Genomic DNA, 18890 nt, shown 5'->3' on the forward strand with positions numbered 1-18890 from the left:
TGTCAGTCTGCCAGGGCGATCGGGCCGATCTCGTCAAACACATCGCCCGGGCCGGGGTTGTCCGGGTGGGTCTGGCCACCGAAGTGGTTCATGATACCCCACACCGCATTCAGCGATGTCTGCACCGCGCCTTCCACCCACGCCGGGGTCCACGACACGTCGTCACCGGCGATGAACATGCCGCGCTGCTCGGCAGGCATGTCTTGCTGCATGAAGTGCGCGTACATGCGCTGGTTGTAGCGGTAGTGGCCCGGCAGTGCGCCTTTGAAGGCGCCGAGGAAGTGCGGGTCTGCCTCCCAGGAAATAGTGATTGGGTCGCCGATGATGTGCCCGGCGATATCGGTCTTGGGGTAGATCTTCTTCAGCGCATCCAGGGCCAGCTGGACGCGCTTTTCCACGGGGTGCGGCAACATTTTCAGCGCGTCGCTCATCCAGGCGTAGGACAGGCAGATCACACCCGGCTTGTCGTCGCCGTTGTCGAACAGGTAGGTGCCGCGGGTGAGGCGATCGGTGAGGGTCATGCTCATCAGGTCGCGGCCGGTTTGCGGGTCCTTGTCCTTCCAGAACGGCCGGTCGACCATGACGAAGGTCTTCGACGACTGCATGTAGCGGGTGCGGTCCAGCGCCATCCACATCTTTTGCGAAAACAGCGATTCCTCGCAGTCGATCTGGGTGGTCAGCAGCCAGGTCTGGCAGGTGGCGAGCACGGCGCCGTAGTGGCGGGTGTCGCCCCAGTTGTCGGTGACCGCCAGGCGGCCATCGGCGGCACGGGCAATGCGCTTGACCCCGGTGCGCGGCGCACCGCCATGCAGGCCACTCAGGCTGGTGCCCTCCGGCCAGTGGGCGCAGCGCTCAGGCACATGGCGCCAGATACCTTGCGGCACCTGCTCCACTCCGCCCACGACCAGGTGTTGGTGGTCGTCGCAGTTGGTCATCACCACGCGGAAAATTTCCAGCATCGAGTTGGGGAAGTCCGAGTCCCACCCGCCGGTGCCAAAGCCGACCTGGCCAAACACTTCGCGATGCTGGAAGCTCAGTTTGGCGAACGAGCGCGAGGTGGCGACGAAGTCGTAGAAGGTGCGGTCATCCCACAGTGGGACCAGCTTGTTCCACAGTTCCTTCAGGCGCGGTACATCCCGGTCGCGGATGGCCTGCTGGATGTCGGCGAACTGGGCGCCGCTTTCCAGCGCATCGGCCCAGGCGTCGGCTACTTCGTGGAACAGCTTGGGCAGGTCGGTGGTTTTTTCGGCGTAGTAGGTCTGGCCTTCCAGGTCGATCACTGTGCTGCCCGAGGCCGGGGTCAGCGGGTTGGGGAAGGGCTTGGTTTCCAGGCCCAGCTTGTCCACGTAGTGGTAAAAGGCAGTGGACGACACCGGGAAGCGCATGCCACCGAGTTCGGCGATGATCCCGTCGGTGCCGTTGAAGGCTTGCGAACGCAGCCTGCCACCCAGCTTGGAGGCCTCGTACACCACCGGCTTCAAGCCCAGTTTCATCAGCTCGTAGGCCGCCACCAGGCCGGCGATACCAGCACCCACGATTGCCACTTCCTCACCGTGACGCTCAGCTGGGATGCAGCCCAGGCCTGCGGGGTGTTCCAGCCAGTCGTCGAAAGCGAAGGGGAAGTCCGGGCCGAAGATGGTGATCGGCTTCTTGCCGTCGGCGGGGTGGCGGTTTTTCTTGTTCATGAAGTGACCTTGCCAGAGAGGCTGCGCGGGTGGCGGAGCCTGAGTATAGGAGATGGCTGGAGGTCATTTTAAGGCGTGGGGGAATCGTAATTAAGGTACATATTGGCGTCTTAATGTATTACTTTTCGTCGAAAAATTAGGTTTAAAATTATTTATGACGAAGTGCTTGTAGTGCGATTTGCTGTGCCTATCAGGTCGAGCGCAGCTCGCGATGCGCCGCGCGGGCGGCGCTCGATCTGATAGGCGCAGTAAATTGCAAGGCAAGCACCTGGTGGCCTCATGCGGCCTCTCTGGCGGGCATAAGTACACTTTGGACGGGCTCTGATCAGCCAATTCCTACACCCAACGCTCGAAATAAAGAATTACCCTACGCTCGCTATCGCCTCAGTCTGGCATCGCGGGAACGGCTTCATCGTTAACTTCACCGGGTCGCCGAAAATTCGGTGATCGGGCGTGAGAACCCGCTGATCTTTCTAGAGGCGCACTGTTATGGCAGCTGTGCGCGGGCAGGCTTTGCCTGGCCGGGTATGCGCCTCCAAGTTCGCCGGTTCTCACCTCGCGCATGGCTGCCACCCAATTCCCGTGAGAAGGAAGCGATTGGCCGCCAGTCATCCCTGTGATCTGGAGGCTATACCATGACTGACCGTTTGCCCGATCAACCTGTAAAACTGCAACCCACCGCTGAAAAGCCCTTCTGCAACTGCGAATCCAGCCACCCGCCGCTATTCGCCATCCGTCCTGGCATCGACGCCGCCGACGCTCTAGTCCACGCCTGCCTGCTGGCCCGTGGCCTCAACCAGATTGCCACTGACTACGCCCAGCACCACGCCCCCGAGCGTAGCCGAGACATCGTCTGGTCGATGCAGCATTCTGCCGAGAGCCTTTCGGCGATTCTGGAGGGGCTGCTCGACGGCCAGGAGGCCTGATTGATCAGAGCGGCTGACCGCGATCCACCTTGCTGCTGAGAATGATCGACGTGGTGGTCTTCTCCACCCCGTCGACACTGCCGATCTGGTCGAGCAACTGGTCCAGTTGCTCAGGTGAGTCCGTAAGCAGCCAGGCCACATAGTCGAACTCGCCGCTTACCGCACACAGCTGCTGCACCTGGCCCATGGCACTCAGGCGGCGTACCACTTCCTTGCCGGAGCGCGGCTGCACCTTGATCCCCACATACGCCTGCAGCCCGCCACCCAGCACCCGCTGACCCAGACGTACGCCATAACCGGAGATGACCTTGTTCTTCTCCAGACGCTCCAGGCGCGAATTGACGGTGGTGCGGGCGATACCCAGCTGGCGGGCGAGGGTGGCGACACTTTCGCGGGCGTTGATTTGCAGCAGGGCGATCAGTTGGCGATCGATTTCATCCAGCGTGATGGAGCGGGAATCCGACATGGCGAGTCTCTTCGGTTGGCCTGCTAGCCTAGCCAGCGAGTGGCAATCAGGGCAAGGCCGGGCACAGCTGGCAAATCTGACGCGGTCCCACAGAGGAATCGCGGGTGTGGTGGAGGCTGCGTCTTTTGCACTAATTCGGCATGATGAAGCCCCAGTTCATCGCGAACCTCAGCGTGAGCTTCGACCACCTGCTCGAATGCTGGCGACTGGAAGTCTCCAACAAGAAAAGGCCCGGACGCCGTACCAGCCTGCTGTTGAATGTGCTGTGCCGTGTACTCAAGGACAACAAGCTGCGCTTTCTCTTGACCCCCGCGGCGGCCTGGCTCGGCGTCATGCCCGGCACATGCAGCAGCGACCCGGGGCAGGGCGTGCACGGAAAAAGCGGGCGTGTTTGCGCCGTCGGGCTACAGGCAAAAAAAAGCCGCGCATTTGCGCGGCTTTCGTATGTGGTGGGCCCACACGGACTTGAACCGTGGACCAAAGGATTATGAGTCCTCTGCTCTAACCAACTGAGCTATAGGCCCTCAGTAAGTGGCCGGATTATAACGGGGGTTTCGCACCTGTGCCATCTGAAAGATCCGATAGTGCTATGCGAAGAAACGCTGTCGCGAACTCCTCGGGCGGCAGTGGCAGGCTGACGATGTAGCCTTGGATCTGCTCGCAGCCCTCGGCCGCCAGGAAGCGTTGCTGGGCCTGGTTTTCCACACCTTCGGCAATGATGGTCAGTTGCATGCTGCGGCCCAGGGCAATGATTGCACGGGCGATGGCGGCATCGTGCGGGTCGTCGGGCAGGCCGCGGATGAACGACTTGTCGATCTTCAGAATGTCCAGCGGCAGGCGCTTGAGATAGCTCAGCGATGAATAGCCGGTGCCAAAGTCGTCGATGGCCAGTTGCACGCCCAGTTTTTTCAACTGGTACAGCACGGCCAGGGCCTCTTCAGCCTGGCTCATGATGAAGTTTTCGGTGATCTCCAGCTGCAAGTCACCTGCCTTGAGTTGGTGATGCTTGAGCAACTGTTCGATGCGCCGTGCCAGGTGCGGCTGGCGTAGCTGGGCGCCCGCGAGGTTGATCGACAAGGGGCCGAAGGGTTCGTAGTGCTGCTTCCAGGCCTGCATCTGCTGGCAGGCCTGTTCCAATACCCAGTCGCCGAGTTGGAGGATGGTGCCGTTCTCCTCCGCCAGGTGGATGAAGTGCTCCGGGGGCACTTCACCAAAGGTCGGGTGGCTCCAGCGGATCAGCGCCTCGGCGCCGACCAGGCTCTGGGTCTTGAGGCTGAGCTTGGGCTGGAAGCACAGGCTCATTTCGTTGCGTTCGACGGCACGGCGCAGTTCGTGTTCCAGAGCAATGCGTTCGCTGGCCTGGGCGGTGAGGTCGCGGGTGTAGGCTTCGACGCGGTTGCGGCCCTTGGCTTTGGAGCGGTACATGGCAGCATCGGCGTTGCGGATCAGTGTGGCAACGTCGCTGCCATCCTGTGGGTAAAGGCTGATGCCGATGCTGGCGCTGGTGAAAAACTCATGCTCACCGGCCTGGAACGGTGCGATGAAGCAGGCCAGCAGCTTGTTGGCGATGGTACTGGCGTCACTGGGCTTGTGCAGGCCGGGCAGCAGGATGATGAACTCGTCGCCGCCCAGGCGGGCCACGGTGTCGACGTCACGCACCTGCTCCTTGAGGCGCTGGGCAATGCCCTTGAGCAGCAAGTCGCCGACCGGGTGGCCGAGGCTATCGTTGATGTGCTTGAAGCGGTCGAGGTCGAGGAACAGCACTGCACCCTGTCGGTTGGACACCTGCGCGCAGGTGAGCACGGCCTGCAGGCGGTTCTCGAACAAGGCACGGTTGGGCAGGCCGGTCAGCGGGTCGTGGTGGGCCTGGTAGTCGAGCTTGGCCTGGGCATGCTTGAGGCTGGAAATGTCGGCGAACACAGCCACGAAGTGAGTGATCTCGCGTTCGCTGTTGCGCACGGCGCTGATGGTCAGCCAGCCGGGGTACAGTTCGCCGTTCTTGCGCTTGTTGTAGATCTCGCCTTGCCAGTGACCCTCGGCGGTAAGCTGGTGCCACATGGCGGCATAGAAGGCGCTGTCGTGCTGGCCGGAGGCAAGCAGGCGCGGGGTTTGGCCGAGGGCTTCGATTTCGCTGTAGCCGGTGATTTCGCTGAAGGCACGGTTGACGGCACTGATGCGCTGGTCGATGTCGGTGATCAGCACGCCTTCGGCAGTGTTCTCGAACACGGTGGCGGCCAGTTGCAGTTTTTCCTGCATCAGGTGGCGCTCGGTGATGTCGCGGGCGATGGTCAGCATGCAGTCGACGCCGGCAATCGGCAGGGGCCTGGCGGACAGCTCGCACAGGCGGACCTGCCCGTCGCTGCGGCGGATGTGGCAGGTGAAGTCACGCACGAAACCGTCGCGGTTGAGCTGGTCGACCAGGCGTTTGCGTTCGTTGAGGTCGACCCAGATACCCAGGTCCAGCGAGGTCTGGTCGATAGTCGGGTTCAGGTCATAGCCAGTCAGACGGCAGAAGCCTTCGTTCACCTCAAGCAGCAAACCGTCGCTCTGGCGCGACAGCAGCAGGCCGTCGGGCGAGGCGTGGAAGGCCTTGGCGAACTTTTCTTCTGAAGTTTGCAGCTGCTGCTGGGTCTCCTTGAGCTGGCTGATGTCGCGAACGGCCACAACCAGCGCGGGGGTGCCGTCCAGTTCGAAGGTTTCGGCCGAAGTCAGGCCGGTGAAGAGTTGGCCATTACTGCGGCGAAAGCTCATCTCAAGGTTGCGGATGCCACCTTGGTGCAGGCGCTCAAGCAGCGGCGGGCCGGAGCCTTCGACGCCCCACAGGTTCAGGTCGGTGGCGCTGCGGCCAAGCACCTGGTCCGGGTTCAGGCCAATCTGCTCTTCGAAGGCTTCGTTCACCTCCAGCAGGCAGCCGTCGCTGTGGCGGGCAATCAGTAGAATGTCGGGGCACTGCTGGAACACCGAGGCAAACTTTTGCTCGGAAAGACGCAGGGCGTCCTCGGTGCGCTTGGTTTCGCTGATGTCGATCATCAGCCCGCGCATCACCGGCTGGTGCCCGTGTTCGATCATGCTGACAATGTTGCGTATCCACAATGGCTGACCGTCGGCCCGTATCACCCGATAGTCCAGGCTGTGGTCGCGTCCGGCTGCGGTTTCGCTGTCGCAGTATGCCTGCGCCCAGAGCGCGTCCTCCGGGTGCAGGATGCTGCGCCAGAAGCCCGGTTTGAGCCAGTCGCCAAGCGGGTAACCCAGCAAGTCTTCGGCGTGCGGTGAGACATAGCTGTAGGTGAAGTCGTTGGCGTCGGCTTCCCAGGCGATGGCTGACAGGCTCTCGACCAGGCCGCGGTAGTGGTACTCACTGCTGCGCAGCTCCTGCTCCAGGGCGATGCGCCGGGAAATTTCCGAGCTGAGGCGGCGGTTGATACGGATGACCACGGCCAGAACGGCCATCAGCAAAAGGACTGTTGGCAAGCCATATACCAGCAGGTCGGACCAGAACATCCGTTGGTCGACCACGTTACCCACCCAGCGCTGCTGGATCTGGCTGACTTCGCCGCTGCTCATGTCAGCCATGACTTTGTCCAGAATGCCCACCAGCACTTTGTTGTCACGTGGTGCGGCCATGGCCAGCTGATAGCGGTAGGGCGTTTCACCACTGACGTAGAGGCCGTCGAGCTTGAGCTGTCGCAGGCTCCAGATGCTTGACGCCAGGTCGCCGACCACCGCGTCCACTTGATCGGTAGCCAAGGCCTGCAGTGTGGAGCTGACATTGGGCAGCGCCACCAGGTTGAGGTCGGGGTGATGGGTACGCAGCAGTTCGTGCGGGGCGTAATTTTCGACTACGGCAATCTTCAGGCCATACAGGTCGTCCAGTTTGCGCGGTTGGACACCGCCTTTGTGGGCGAGGATGACGATCGGGAAGTCGAGGTACGGACGGGTGAAGGCCAGGTAGCCTTGGCGTTCGGGCGTGGACATGATGCCTGGCAGCAGGTCGATGCGGTTATCCCGTGCCTGCGCCAGTACCTCGGTCCAGCTGCTGGGCTCGACCGGTTTGAGCGTCACGCCCAGGCGTTGCTGGATCGCAGCGATGTAATCGGCGGCCAATCCCTGGTACCGGCCCTCCTGGTCGCGAAACTCGAACGGTGGCCAAGAGGCGTCTACACCCAGGCTCAGCTGCGGGTGGGCAGCCAACCAGGCTTTTTCCTCGTCTGTCAGGGTCAGGGCGCCGGCCGTCGTGTTCCACAGAATCAGGAGCAGCAACAGAATGGCCGGCATAAGTGGCATAGCAGCCTCGCATTCTTGGGGTCTGACGTCGAGTGTAGACGGGCATTGCGCAAGCGTGGGGTAAGCGAGATACGTGTAGGTGCAGCCTTGTGCTGCGAAAGGGCCGGTATGGGCGGAGGTGTTCGGTGACCCGGATGGCCTCTTCGCAGCACAAGGCTGCTTCTACAGGGACCGCGAGTGCTTCAAAAGGCAGAAAAGAAAAACCCCGGCCTGGGCCGGGGTTTTGTCATCACTCGTCGAGGAAGGAGCGCAGGTGCTCGCTGCGAGTCGGGTGGCGCAGTTTTCGCAACGCCTTCGCTTCGATCTGACGGATCCGCTCACGCGTTACGTCAAACTGCTTGCCCACCTCTTCGAGGGTGTGGTCGGTGTTCATGTCGATACCGAAACGCATGCGCAGCACTTTGGCTTCGCGTGCAGTCAGGCCCGAGAGCACGTCACGGGTGGCTTCCTTGAGGCTTTCGACCGTGGCCACATCAATCGGGGACTGCATGGTCGAGTCCTCGATGAAGTCGCCCAGGTGCGAATCTTCGTCGTCACCGATCGGGGTTTCCATGGAGATCGGCTCTTTGGCGATCTTCAGTACCTTGCGGATCTTGTCCTCAGGCATTTCCATGCGCTCGCCCAGCTCTTCCGGGGTCGGTTCGCGACCCATTTCCTGCAGCATCTGGCGGGAAATACGGTTGAGCTTGTTGATCGTCTCGATCATGTGCACCGGAATACGGATGGTGCGTGCCTGGTCGGCGATCGAGCGGGTAATCGCCTGCCGGATCCACCAGGTGGCGTAGGTCGAGAACTTGTAGCCGCGACGGTATTCGAACTTGTCCACCGCCTTCATCAAGCCGATGTTGCCTTCCTGGATCAGGTCAAGGAACTGCAGGCCACGGTTGGTGTACTTCTTGGCGATGGAAATCACCAGACGCAGGTTCGCCTCGACCATTTCTTTCTTGGCGCGGCGGGCCTTGGCTTCGCCGATCGACATGCGACGGTTGATGTCCTTGATCTCGGCAACGGTCAGGCCGGTTTCGGTCTCAAGGTCGATCAGCTTCTGCTGGCAAGCAACGATGGCGGCGTCCTTTTCACCCAGGGCGGCAGCCCATTTGGTGTTGCGCTTGGCCAGGTCACCGCTCCAGGTCTGGTCGGTTTCGTTGCTGGGGAACATGCGCAGGAAGTCGGCACGCGGCATGCGGGCATCACGCACACACAGCTGCATGATGGCGCGTTCTTGCTGACGCAGACGGTTCAGTGCATCACGAACACGTTCTACCAGCACCTCGAACTGCTTGGGTACCAGCTTGATCGGCATGAACAGGTCGGCGAGGGCTTGCAGGGCCTCGATGCTTTCCTTGTGGGCACGACCGTTCTTCTTCACGACCTTGACAGTCGCCTGAAGCTGGTCGGATACCGCACCGAAACGCTGGGCTGCGACTACCGGGTCCGGACCGCTCTCGGTCTCTTCCTCGTCGTCACTGCCTTCGGACTCTTCCTCTTCGTCGTCGGACTCTTCCTTCGCGGCTGCGGCCTTGGCGCCAGGGATCGGCACCTCTTCGGTCGGCGCGGCGATGTTGTCGTCAGGGTCGATGTAGCCGCTGAGCACGTCGGACAGGCGGCCACCCTCGGTGGTGACGCGGTCATATTCGCTGAGAATGTAATCGACAGTACCCGGGAAGTGGGCGATGGCGCCCATCACTTCACGGATGCCTTCCTCGATACGCTTGGCGATTTCGATCTCGCCTTCGCGGGTCAGCAGCTCGACGGTACCCATTTCGCGCATGTACATGCGCACCGGGTCAGTCGTGCGGCCGATATCGGTTTCAACTGCCGCCAACGCAGCAGCGGCTTCTTCGGCCGCGGCTTCGTCGGTGTCGGCTTCCGCCAACAGAAGGGCATCCGCATCCGGAGCACTCTCGAATACGTTGATCCCCATGTCGTTGATCATGCGGATGATGTCTTCCACCTGTTCAGGATCTGAAATATCCTCAGGCAGGTGGTCGTTGACCTCCGCGTAAGTCAGGTAGCCCTGCTCACGACCGCGGGTGATCAACTCTTTGATACGAGACTGCTGTTGCGCTTTTCCGGACATAACACCCTATCCACTGAAGGTCTTGGCGGGCAAAAAACAAGCCGAGGATTATACCCGAGCATGGGCCTCACGCGCCAGATGAGGTCGGCGTTTGTGCGGGAACTTTCCGGCTCAGCAAGGCGAGGAGCTGGGTTTTTTCCTCGCTGGTCAATTCACTTTGACGTGATTTCCTGAGCAGTTGTTCCAGGCTGCGCTCGCGTTGGCGGGCGGACAAGCTAGTTATAGTGTCGAAAAACTGTTGTTCAAGGTTGTCGGCCACGATCAGCCATTCCTTTTCCGCCAGGGCCCGCAGCAGGCGGCCCTGTTCGGTGCCATGCCAACGTGCAATCAGCTGCATTGAGCTTAGCCCAGGATTTTTCTGTGCGGCTTCGATCAATGCCACCAACAGCTGGCTGTACAGGTGTTCTTCGTCGGCAAAGTGGCTGGCATCTTCGACCTTTCCGGCCAGCAACGGGTGGTGCAGCAGGGTGCGCAGGGCCGCCAGGGTAGGTGGTTCGACCGGTGCTGGCACGCGCGGTGGCGCTTCGTCACGTTGCTGCCAGGGCTTGCCGCCCTTGCGGTTCTTGTCCCAGGGTTTGTCGCTCCACTGCTTTTTACCGCCGCCCTTGTTCGGCTTCCATGCCGGTTCCTGCTGAGCGGGGGCGAAGTCGTGCTGCGGCGGCATGTCGCCGAAATCAGGGGTGTAGCTGGCCATGGCATCGTAGTCGTAGCCAGGGTCGTAGTCCGGCACGCTACTGGCTGGCGGAGCTTGTTGCGCCAGTTGCTCGACCTGTTGTGGGTCCAGGCCGGTGATTTCTTTCAGGCGGTTGCGCATCAGTTGGCGCAGGTTGGCCCCGGGGATCTTTTCGATCAACGGTGCGGCCAGGGTCGCCATGTGCGCCTTGCCTTCCAGTGATCGCGGGTCGGCTTCAGCGCCCAGTTGCTCGAAGAAGTAATCGGCCAGCGGCTGGGCGTGCTGGTTGATGCGGGCCTTGAAGGCATCGGTGCCTTCGGCACGCACCAGGCTGTCTGGGTCTTCGCCCTCGGGCAGGAACAGGAAGCGCGCGCGGCGGCCGTCCTGCAGGTTCGACAGGGTTGACTCCAACGCACGCCAGGCGGCCTTGCGCCCGGCCTGGTCGCCGTCGAAGCAGAACAGCACGCTGGGCACTACCCGGAACAAACGCTTGAGGTGCTCTTCGCTGGTGGCGGTGCCAAGGGTGGCCACGGCGTTGCGCAGGCCCTGCTGAGCCAGCGCGATGACGTCCATGTAACCCTCGACGACGATGATTTCGTCGAGGTTGCGGTTGTGCTTGCGCGCCTCGTACAGCCCGTACAGTTCCTGGCCCTTGTGGAACACCGGGGTTTCCGGGGAGTTCAGGTACTTGGGTTTGTCGTCGCCCAGTACCCGGCCGCCGAAGGCGATGATGCGCCCGCGGCTATCACGGATGGGGAACATTACCCGGTCGCGGAAGCGGTCGTAGCGCTTGCCGCTTTCGGCGTTCTCGATCAGCAGGCCGGCATCGATCATCACCTTTTGCTGCAGGGTGTCGGCCCCCAGGTGCTTGAGCAGGTTGTCCCAGCCGGGCGGGGCGAAACCCAGGCAGAAATCGCGGGCGATCTCTCCGGACAGGCCGCGGCCTTTGAGGTAGTCCACTGCGGCCTTGCGGGTCGGGTGGCTGCGCAGGGCCTGGCGATAGAACTCCGAGGCGGCGTCCAGCAGCGGGTACAGTGGCGAGTCGGTTGGCTGGCGAGGCTTCTGGTCGCGGCGCCCTTGCTCGCGGGGCACTTCCATGCCTGCGGCGCGGGCCAGTTCTTCGACAGCCTGGGGGAAGTCCAGGTTGTCGTGGTCCATGACGAAGCCCAGGGCGTTGCCGCCGGCGCCGCAGCCGAAGCAGTAGTAGAACTGCTTGTCGGGGCTGACCGTGAAGGAAGGGGTCTTCTCCTTGTGGAACGGGCAGCAGGCGGAGTAGTTTTTGCCGGTTTTTTTCAGCTGGACGCGCGAACTCACCACGTCGACGATGTCGAGGCGGTTGATCAGGTCGTCAATGAAGCTCTGGGGAATCAGCCCGGCCATGGCAGTCTCGTCATCTGGCAACTGGCAAGTCTAATCGCTCACGCGCCGAATAGGGCGAGTGCTGATTGGGGAAGTGTGAGGGAGTGTGTGCTCGTCGCCAGCCCCTAAGGGCCCGTCAGTCGGACGTGCACGTCTGGTCATACAACAAGAAAGACCAGCTCTGACGTTTCAGGCAGGTTGCCCCGTATGCAGTTCGCATGAGCTTGTGCAGGGCCTTGAGCTAGCTGCTCAAGTTTGAAGCGACCGCTGCCATCGCCCGGTGGTTAACCGGGCAGGGCAGAAGCTTTGCGTAGAACGCCTGTATTAGTACAGACGAACGGCGCGGCGCTGTTCGCGCTGAACTTTCTTGGCGTGACGCTTAACAGCAGCAGCTGCTTTGCGCTTACGCTCTGCGGTCGGCTTCTCGTAAAACTCGCGGCTACGAACTTCAGCCAGTACACCGGCTTTTTCGCAGGAGCGCTTGAAACGACGCAGAGCTACGTCGAAGGGTTCGTTCTCTTTAACTTTGACGGCTGGCATCCAGGGCTACCTTAATTCATTACCGGGGTAGACGTGCTCCTGGCAAAACAAAGGTGTGCTGGAGAACGTCGGTTTTCAAGGGTTGCGGATGTTAACCCTTAGCAAGCCGGAATGCAAAGCCTCTGATCGAAAACCGCTGGTCGGCGTCCGACACGGGGACTATCATGCGCGCCTTCGAATTCAGCCCCCACAAGGGACGAGCCCATGCTAGTACTGGGATTGGAAACATCCTGCGACGAAACTGGCGTCGCATTATACGACAGCGAGCGCGGCCTGCTGGCCGACGCACTGTTCAGCCAGATTGACCTGCACCGCGTGTTTGGCGGTGTGGTGCCCGAACTGGCCTCGCGTGACCACGTAAAGCGCATGTTGCCGCTTATCCGCCAGGTGCTGGAGGAGGCGGGTTGCGTCGCCACCGAGATCGACGCCATCGCCTACACCGCGGGTCCTGGCCTGGTCGGGGCATTGCTGGTGGGCGCCTCGTGCGCCCAGGCGCTGGCCTTTGCGTGGGACATTCCGGCGATTGGCGTGCACCACATGGAAGGCCACTTGCTGGCGCCCATGCTGGAACAAAACCCACCTGAGTTTCCGTTCGTCGCTTTGTTGGTTTCGGGCGGCCACACCCAGCTGGTACGCGTCGATGGCATCGGCCAGTACGAGCTGCTGGGCGAGAGCCTGGACGATGCCGCCGGCGAAGCGTTCGACAAGACCGCCAAGCTGATCGGCCTTAACTACCCCGGCGGCCCGGAAATCGCGCGCCTGGCCGAGCAGGGCGTACCTGGGCGCTTCGTGTTCCCGCGGCCGATGACTGACCGCCCGGGGCTGGAATTCAGCTTCAGCGGCCTCAAGACCTTTGCCCTCAACACCTGGCAGCAATGCAAGAATGCTGGCGACGACAGTGAGCAAACCCGTTGCGACCTGTCCCTGGCATTCCAGCAGGCGGTGGTGGAGACTTTGACCATCAAGTGCAAGCGGGCGCTCAAGCAGACTGGCCTCAAACGCCTGGTCATCGCGGGTGGCGTGAGTGCCAACAAGGCCTTGCGTGCGTCGCTCGAGGACATGCTCGGCAGCATCAAGGGCAACGTGTACTACGCGCGCCCGCAGTTCTGTACCGACAACGGCGCGATGATCGCTTACGCCGGTTGCCAGCGCCTGTTGGCCGGGCAACAGCAGGACCTGGCGATCAGCGTGCAGGCACGCTGGCCGATGGAGCAGTTACCGCCGCTGTAGTGTTTGATGGCGAACGATCAGAAGTGCCGTTCGCGCCCCGCGAACAGGTCGCGCAGGTTTTTGCGGTGGCGCCATACGATCAACACGGTCAGCACGGTGATCGGCAGCAAGGCTTCGGGCTCGCGCCAGGCCAGCAATGGCAAGGTCAATGGCGTGGCAATCAGCGCCGCCAGCGAGCTGGTACGGGTGAGGTAGAAGGTCAGCAGCCAGGCGCCGATCGCCAGCAGCGCGGCCGGAAAATACAGGCCCATGAGCATGCCGGCAGCCGTCGCCACGCCCTTGCCGCCCTGGAAACGGAAGTACAGGGGGAACAGGTGGCCCAGTACCGCGCATACGCCCACCCAGGCCTGCGCGTGCAGGTCCAGCCCGGCAAGGTGGGCGAGCAATACCGGCAAAAGGCCCTTGCACAGGTCGCCAAGCAGGGTCAGGATCGCCATTTTGCGGCCCGCCAGGCGTAGCATGTTGGTGGCGCCGGCATTGCCTGAGCCGCTGGAACGCGGGTCCGGGCTGCCCGAAAGGCGGCTGAGGAGAATGGCGAAGGACAGCGAGCCGAGCAGGTAGGCGAGCAACGCCAGTAACCAAAACATGCTAACTATTCCGGGCGAGGACGCCCTGATTCTAACGGCGCCAGTCGCCCTTGTCGTGCTGTGGAGAGAAGTGCTTGGACAGAGTGTTCATCGAAGGCCTGGAAGTCGATACCGTCATCGGTGCCTATGACTGGGAGCGGGATATTCGCCAGTGCTTGCGCCTGGACCTGAGCTTTGCCTGGGACAACCGCCCGGCCGCAGCGGGTGATGAGCTGAACCTGGCGCTGGACTATGCCAGTGTGTCGGCGCGCATCCAGGCGTTTGCCGAGCAGGCGCGTTTCGAGTTGGTGGAAACCTTTGCCGAGCGCCTGGTGGCAACGCTCATGGAAGAATTCCATATCCCTTGGGTGCGGCTGAAGCTGACCAAGCCGGGTGCGGTACCAGCGGCCCGTGGCGGTGTTGGCGTGGAGATCGAGCGCGGATGTCTCTGAGCACGGTTTACCTGGGCCTTGGCAGCAACATCGACCGTGAGGCGCATTTGTGCGCCGGGCTCGATGCGTTGGCGGGCATCCTCACAGACATGCGCTGCTCGCCGGTGTTCGAAAGCCAGGCGGTGGGGATCAAGAGCGGGCCGTTCATCAATTTCGTGGTGACCGGGCAAACCGCGCTGCCGCTGATCGAACTGGACCGTCGATTGAAGTTCATCGAGGCCGAGAATGGCCGTTACGCGCCGGACCGCAAAGGGCTGCCGCTGGATATCGACGTGCTGATGTATGACGATCTGCACGGCACGTTCGATGGGCTGGTGTTGCCTCGGGCCGAGATCCTGAAGAACGCTTTTGTGCTGTGGCCGCTGTCGTTACTGGCCCCTCAGCTGATGCATCCGGGCGCGGGCAAGACCATGGCCCGGTTGTGGCAAGAGGCACAGATTGACCAGGTACTGGCCCCGGTCGCCTTCGAGTGGCGCGGTTTGCAGCTGACCCCCGCTTAAGCCTGTTTCGGCCCTTTCGCGGCTAAAGCCGCGAAGGGGCCGGGAAGGTCAGACGAGTTGGTAAGCCTCAAGCGCTTTCAGCCGCTCGGCTTTGAGCGCTTCGCCCAGGGCCTGTCCAGTCAGCCCGGCCTGTACCAGTGGTTTCACATCCACCGCTCGCGCCGCCGCTGCTGCGCCTCGCAGGTAATCGGCCTGTGGATAACCTTGCTCGCCATCGCCCAGCGCCGCCATCTCGCAGACCACCACAAAGTCCTCGAACCGCTGCGGCCTCCTGTAAACATCGAACTTCTGCAACAGTTCCAGCAGTGCCGTGGCAGGCAGCTCCAGCGCCTGATTCGCCTGCGCCAGGCATTCGCCTGTCAGCAGGGCCAGTTCCTGGCACTCACGCGGTGCCTTCAGACGCTGGTTGACGGCTTTTATCGAGGCCGGTGCCAGCCCGCGCAACAGGCAGGCCCAGCGCACGTGCAGGGGCTGTTCATGCGCTGCTGCCTGCTCCAGCGCCGCCAAGGCCTGTGCATCGTCAACAAGCTCAGGCAGCATGGCCGGCAGGGCGTCGCAATCGCGCAGCACCTGGAAGAAAACCTGGGGTTTTGCCTCCATCAGCGCCCGCTCGATCTCCTTCCAGCTGCGCTCGGCAGTCAGCGCCTGCAGTTCGCCAGAGGCACTGATCTGGCGCATCAGTGCAAGCGTTTCTTCGGCAACCCGGAAACCCAGCGGTGCATACCGGGCAGCAAAGCGCGCAACGCGCAGAACGCGCAAGGGATCTTCGGCGAATGCCGGAGAAACGTGGCGTAAAATTCGATTTTCCAGATCGTCTTTGCCATGGTGGGGGTCGTACACCGTCCCCGCTTCGTCCTCGGCCATCGCGTTGATGGTCAAATCACGGCGGATCAGGTCTTCTTCCAGGGTGACGTCAGGGCTGGCGTGAAAAGTGAACCCGCCATAACCGCGCCCGCTCTTGCGCTCGGTACGGGCCAGGGCATATTCCTCGCCGGTTTTCGGGTGCAGGAATACCGGAAAGTCTGCGCCTACCGGCCTATAGCCTTTGGCGTGCATTTCTTCGACGGTGGCGCCTACCACCAGCCAGTCGATATCGCTGACGGGGCGGCCGAGCAGGCGGTCGCGCACGGCGCCGCCGACTTTGTAGATGTGCATGTGCAACTCTCCATAACGGCCGACAGGATAACCCGTCGGCCGTTATGGCGGTGCACTAGAGATGGTGAATGACTGCCAGGTCCATGCGCCCGTAGTCCGCACTTTCGCCATGCTCGCCACGGGGTGGCATGTGGTGGGTTTTCATCACTTGCTCGCCCTGCACGGTCTCCAGGTGGATATCGAAGCCCCACAGGCGATGCAGGTGCTTGAGCACTTCCTCGGTAGAGTCGCCCAGCGGTTTGCGGTTGTGTTGCTGGTGGCGCAGGGTCAGCGAGCGGTCACCGCGACGGTCGACGCTCCAGATCTGCACGTTCGGTTCACGGTTGCCCAGGTTGTACTGCGCGGCCAGCAGCTCACGAATCACCCGATAGCCGGCTTCATCGTGAATGGCTGGCACCAGCAGGTCGTCGCGCTGGTCGTCATCAAGGATGCTGAACAGCTTGAGGTCGCGCATCACCTTGGGTGACAGGTATTGCAGGATGAAGCTCTCGTCCTTGAAACTGCTCATGGCGAACTTGATGGTAGAAAGCCAATCACTGCCTGCAATGTCGGGGAACCAGTGGCGATCTTCCTCGGTCGGGTTCTCGCACATGCGGCGGATGTCGGTGTACATCGCAAAGCCCAGCGCGTAGGGGTTGATGCCGCTGTAATAGGGGCTGTCGAAGCCGGGCTGGAACACCACGCTGGTGTGCGACTGCAAGAACTCCATCATGAAGCCTTCGGTGATCAGCCCTTCGTCGTACAGGTCGTTCATCAGCGTGTAGTGCCAGAAGGTTGCCCAACCTTCGTTCATTACCTGGGTCTGGCGCTGCGGGTAGAAGTACTGGGCGATCTTGCGCACGATGCGCACCACCTCACGCTGCCAGGGTTCGAGTAGCGGGGCGTTCTTCTCGATGAAATAGAGGATGTTTTCCTGTGGTTCGGCGGGGAAGCGCGCATCATCGCGTTCATTACCCCGCTCGGCGCTTTTCGGGATGGTGCGCCACAGGTCGTTGATCTGGCGCTGCAGGTGCTCCTCGCGTTCTTTCTGTCGGCGCCGTTCCTCTTCTGCGGAGATAGGGTAGGGCCGCTTGTAGCGGTCCACGCCATAGTTCATCAGGGCATGGCAGGAGTCGATCAGGTCTTCCACAGCGTCGATGCCGTGGCGCTCTTCGCACTGGGCGATGTACTGCTTGGCAAACACCAGGTAGTCGATGATCGAGCTGGCGTCGGTCCAGGTGCGGAACAGGTAGTTGCCTTTGAAAAAGCTGTTGTGGCCGTAGCAGGCGTGGGCAATCACCAGTGCCTGCATGCACATGGTGTTTTCTTCCATCAGGTACGCGATGCACGGGTCGGAGTTGATCACGATCTCGTAGGCAAGGCCCATCTGGCCGCGGCTGTAGGACTTCTCTGTGCTGAGGAACTGCTTGCCGTAGGACCAGTGGTGGTAACCCAGCGGCATCCCGACCGAGGCATAGGCGTCCATCATCTGCTCGGCCGTGATGACCTCGATCTGGTTGGGGTAAGTGTCCAGGGCGTAACGTTCGGCCAGGCGGCTGATTTCCCGGTCGTAGGTCTGGATCAGCTCGAACGTCCACTCGGACCCGGTGGAAATGGGTTGGCGTCTCTGTGCTCTGGCGGTCATGTGGCTAACCTGCGCTGAAAGAGTTCACGGAAGACCGGGTAGATGTCGCCGGCCGATACCAACTGCTGCTGGGCGAACGTGTCGGGGAATGCTTCGCCGATGCGCTCGTATTCATACCACAGCGCCTGGTGCTCACGGGGAGTGATCTCGACGTAAGTGTAGTACTGCACGTGCGGCATGATCTGCTTGGAGAGGATGTCGCGGCAGATTGGCGAGTCGTCATTCCAGTTGTCGCCGTCCGACGCTTGGGCGGCGTAGATGTTCCAGTCGCTGGCCGGGTAGCGTTCGGCCATGATCTCCTGCATCAGCTTGAGCGCGCTGGAGACGATGGTGCCGCCGGTTTCCCGTGAGTAGAAGAATTCTTCCTCGTCGACTTCCCGGGCGCTGGTGTGGTGGCGGATGAACACCACTTCGATGCGGTCGTAGTTACGCTTGAGGAACAGGTACAGGAGGATGAAGAAGCGCTTGGCGATGTCCTTGGTGGCCTGGGTCATGGAGCCGGAGACGTCCATCAGGCAGAACATCACCGCCTTGGAACTGGGGTTGGGCTGCTTGACCAGCAGGTTGTATTTGAGATCGAAGGTATCGAGGAAGGGCAGGCGGTTAATGCGTGCCTTCAGGCGCTCGATTTCCTGTTCGATTTCCTGGATATCGGTGAAGTTGTCCGGCTCCTCGACCCGCAGGCGGTCGAGTTCCTTTTGTGCTTCGCGCAACAGTGCGCGGCTGCTGCCGGTCAGGGCAATACGCCGGGCATGCGCCGAGCGCAGGGTGCGCACGATGTTGATGCGTGACGGATTGCCCTCGTTGGCTATACCTGCGCGTACGGTCTTGAAGGTGTCGGTGCCGGTCAGGTGACGTTTGACGAGGTTGGGCAGTTCGAGATCCTCGAACATGAACTCGAGAAACTCTTCCTGGGTGATCTGGAAGACGAAGTCATCCATGCCGTCGCCGGAGTTGCCCGCCTTGCCGCGGCCGCCGCCACCCCCGCCGCCACCTTGGGGCCTGGGGATATGTTCGCCGGCAGTGAATTCCTTGTTGCCGGGGTGCACAACGGTCTGTTTACCCCCACGACCGTGGTGGAGCACGGGTTCGTCAATGTCGCGGCCCGGAATGCTGATCTGCTCGCCATGTTCCATGTCCATGATGGAACGGCGGCTTACCGCCTCTTCGACGGCTTTCTTGATGTGTTCACGGTACCGCCGCAGGAAGCGCTGGCGGTTGACCGTGCTCTTGTTCTTGCCGTTCAGGCGTCGGTCTATAACGTAGCTCATGGTCCCTCCGGTGACTGGATGCAGCTGCAAGCCACGAGCTTCAAGCTGCAAGAAAGAGCAGCCACCGCGGCTGCAAGCT

At 61.8% G+C, this 18890-nt stretch carries 14 protein-coding genes, 1 tRNA gene and 1 pseudogene; 5 read left to right on the top strand and 11 right to left on the bottom strand.

Annotation, left to right across the window (positions count from 1 at the left end; translation table 11 throughout):
* Positions 1-2 precede the first annotated feature (2 nt).
* Positions 3-1685 carry a flavin monoamine oxidase family protein gene (locus ACK1VC_RS11695; RefSeq protein WP_191087198.1) on the bottom strand — a complete coding sequence of 561 codons (1683 nt, stop codon included), beginning with the start codon at positions 1683-1685 and terminating at the stop codon, positions 3-5.
* Between the two features lie 635 nt (positions 1686-2320).
* Between ACK1VC_RS11695 and ACK1VC_RS11700 the strand changes: the two genes are divergently transcribed.
* A complete protein-coding gene (locus tag ACK1VC_RS11700) occupies positions 2321-2611 on the top strand; it encodes a hypothetical protein (RefSeq protein WP_016484596.1) in 291 nt (96 codons plus the stop codon).
* A 4-nt stretch (positions 2612-2615) separates the two neighbouring features.
* Here ACK1VC_RS11700 and ACK1VC_RS11705 read toward each other — a convergent pair whose 3' ends face one another.
* On the bottom strand, positions 2616-3077 hold the full coding sequence (locus ACK1VC_RS11705; protein ID WP_016484597.1) for an Lrp/AsnC family transcriptional regulator: 462 nt from the start codon (positions 3075-3077) through the stop codon (positions 2616-2618).
* A 173-nt stretch (positions 3078-3250) separates the two neighbouring features.
* Here ACK1VC_RS11705 and ACK1VC_RS11710 point away from each other — a divergent pair.
* Positions 3251-3432 (top strand): annotated as a pseudogene (locus ACK1VC_RS11710) (serine acetyltransferase); the annotation flags it as partial.
* Between the two features lie 92 nt (positions 3433-3524).
* Here ACK1VC_RS11710 and ACK1VC_RS11715 read toward each other — a convergent pair.
* From ACK1VC_RS11715 to rpsU, 5 genes are all read right to left on the bottom strand, one after another.
* Positions 3525-3601: transfer RNA gene (locus ACK1VC_RS11715), tRNA-Ile, on the bottom strand.
* 16 nt (positions 3602-3617) lie between these two features.
* Positions 3618-7361, bottom strand: a complete 3744-nt coding sequence (locus tag ACK1VC_RS11720; protein WP_145913442.1) for a bifunctional diguanylate cyclase/phosphodiesterase — start codon at positions 7359-7361, stop codon at positions 3618-3620.
* 229 nt (positions 7362-7590) lie between these two features.
* Positions 7591-9441: an RNA polymerase sigma factor RpoD gene (gene rpoD, locus ACK1VC_RS11725; RefSeq protein ID WP_016484599.1), complete on the bottom strand. Its 1851-nt coding sequence runs from the start codon at positions 9439-9441 to the stop codon at positions 7591-7593.
* A 67-nt stretch (positions 9442-9508) separates the two neighbouring features.
* Positions 9509-11494, bottom strand: coding sequence for a DNA primase (gene dnaG, locus ACK1VC_RS11730; protein WP_016484600.1), 1986 nt, complete (start codon positions 11492-11494; stop codon positions 9509-9511).
* Between the two features lie 303 nt (positions 11495-11797).
* The gene (gene rpsU / locus ACK1VC_RS11735) at positions 11798-12013 is read right to left on the bottom strand and encodes a 30S ribosomal protein S21 (RefSeq protein ID WP_003255575.1); all 216 of its coding nucleotides are present in this window, start codon (positions 12011-12013) and stop codon (positions 11798-11800) included.
* A gap of 204 nt (positions 12014-12217) precedes the next feature.
* Between rpsU and tsaD the strand changes: the two genes are divergently transcribed.
* Positions 12218-13243 carry a tRNA (adenosine(37)-N6)-threonylcarbamoyltransferase complex transferase subunit TsaD gene (gene tsaD, locus ACK1VC_RS11740; protein WP_016484601.1) on the top strand — a complete coding sequence of 342 codons (1026 nt, stop codon included), beginning with the start codon at positions 12218-12220 and terminating at the stop codon, positions 13241-13243.
* Positions 13244-13260: 17 nt separating this feature from the next.
* Here the strand turns inward: tsaD and plsY are convergent, their stop codons facing one another.
* Positions 13261-13830 (bottom strand): glycerol-3-phosphate 1-O-acyltransferase PlsY, encoded by a 570-nt coding sequence (plsY, locus tag ACK1VC_RS11745; protein WP_060517980.1) that lies wholly within the window; start codon positions 13828-13830, stop codon positions 13261-13263.
* 74 nt (positions 13831-13904) lie between these two features.
* Here plsY and folB point away from each other — a divergent pair, with 74 nt between their 5' ends.
* Entirely contained in the window at positions 13905-14261 is a 357-nt protein-coding gene (gene folB / locus ACK1VC_RS11750) for a dihydroneopterin aldolase (RefSeq protein ID WP_191087200.1), read from the top strand.
* Positions 14252-14761 carry a 2-amino-4-hydroxy-6-hydroxymethyldihydropteridine diphosphokinase gene (folK, locus tag ACK1VC_RS11755; RefSeq protein ID WP_016484604.1) on the top strand — a complete coding sequence of 170 codons (510 nt, stop codon included), beginning with the start codon at positions 14252-14254 and terminating at the stop codon, positions 14759-14761. Before folB ends, folK begins: the two co-directional genes overlap by 10 nt.
* Before the next feature lie 48 nt (positions 14762-14809).
* Here folK and ACK1VC_RS11760 read toward each other — a convergent pair whose 3' ends face one another.
* The 3 genes from ACK1VC_RS11760 to ACK1VC_RS11770 are packed head-to-tail and all read right to left on the bottom strand — an operon-like array spanning position 14810 to position 18811.
* Complete coding sequence (locus ACK1VC_RS11760; RefSeq protein WP_016484605.1) at positions 14810-15916, bottom strand: multifunctional CCA addition/repair protein; 1107 nt, start codon at positions 15914-15916, stop codon at positions 14810-14812.
* Positions 15917-15971: 55 nt separating this feature from the next.
* Positions 15972-17540 (bottom strand): SpoVR family protein, encoded by a 1569-nt coding sequence (locus tag ACK1VC_RS11765; protein ID WP_016484606.1) that lies wholly within the window; start codon positions 17538-17540, stop codon positions 15972-15974.
* Entirely contained in the window at positions 17537-18811 is a 1275-nt protein-coding gene (locus tag ACK1VC_RS11770) for a YeaH/YhbH family protein (RefSeq protein ID WP_016484607.1), read from the bottom strand. Before ACK1VC_RS11770 ends, ACK1VC_RS11765 begins: the two co-directional genes overlap by 4 nt.
* Positions 18812-18890 lie beyond the last annotated feature (79 nt).

The sequence above is a fragment of the Pseudomonas sp. XP2 genome (genome assembly GCF_053557975.1).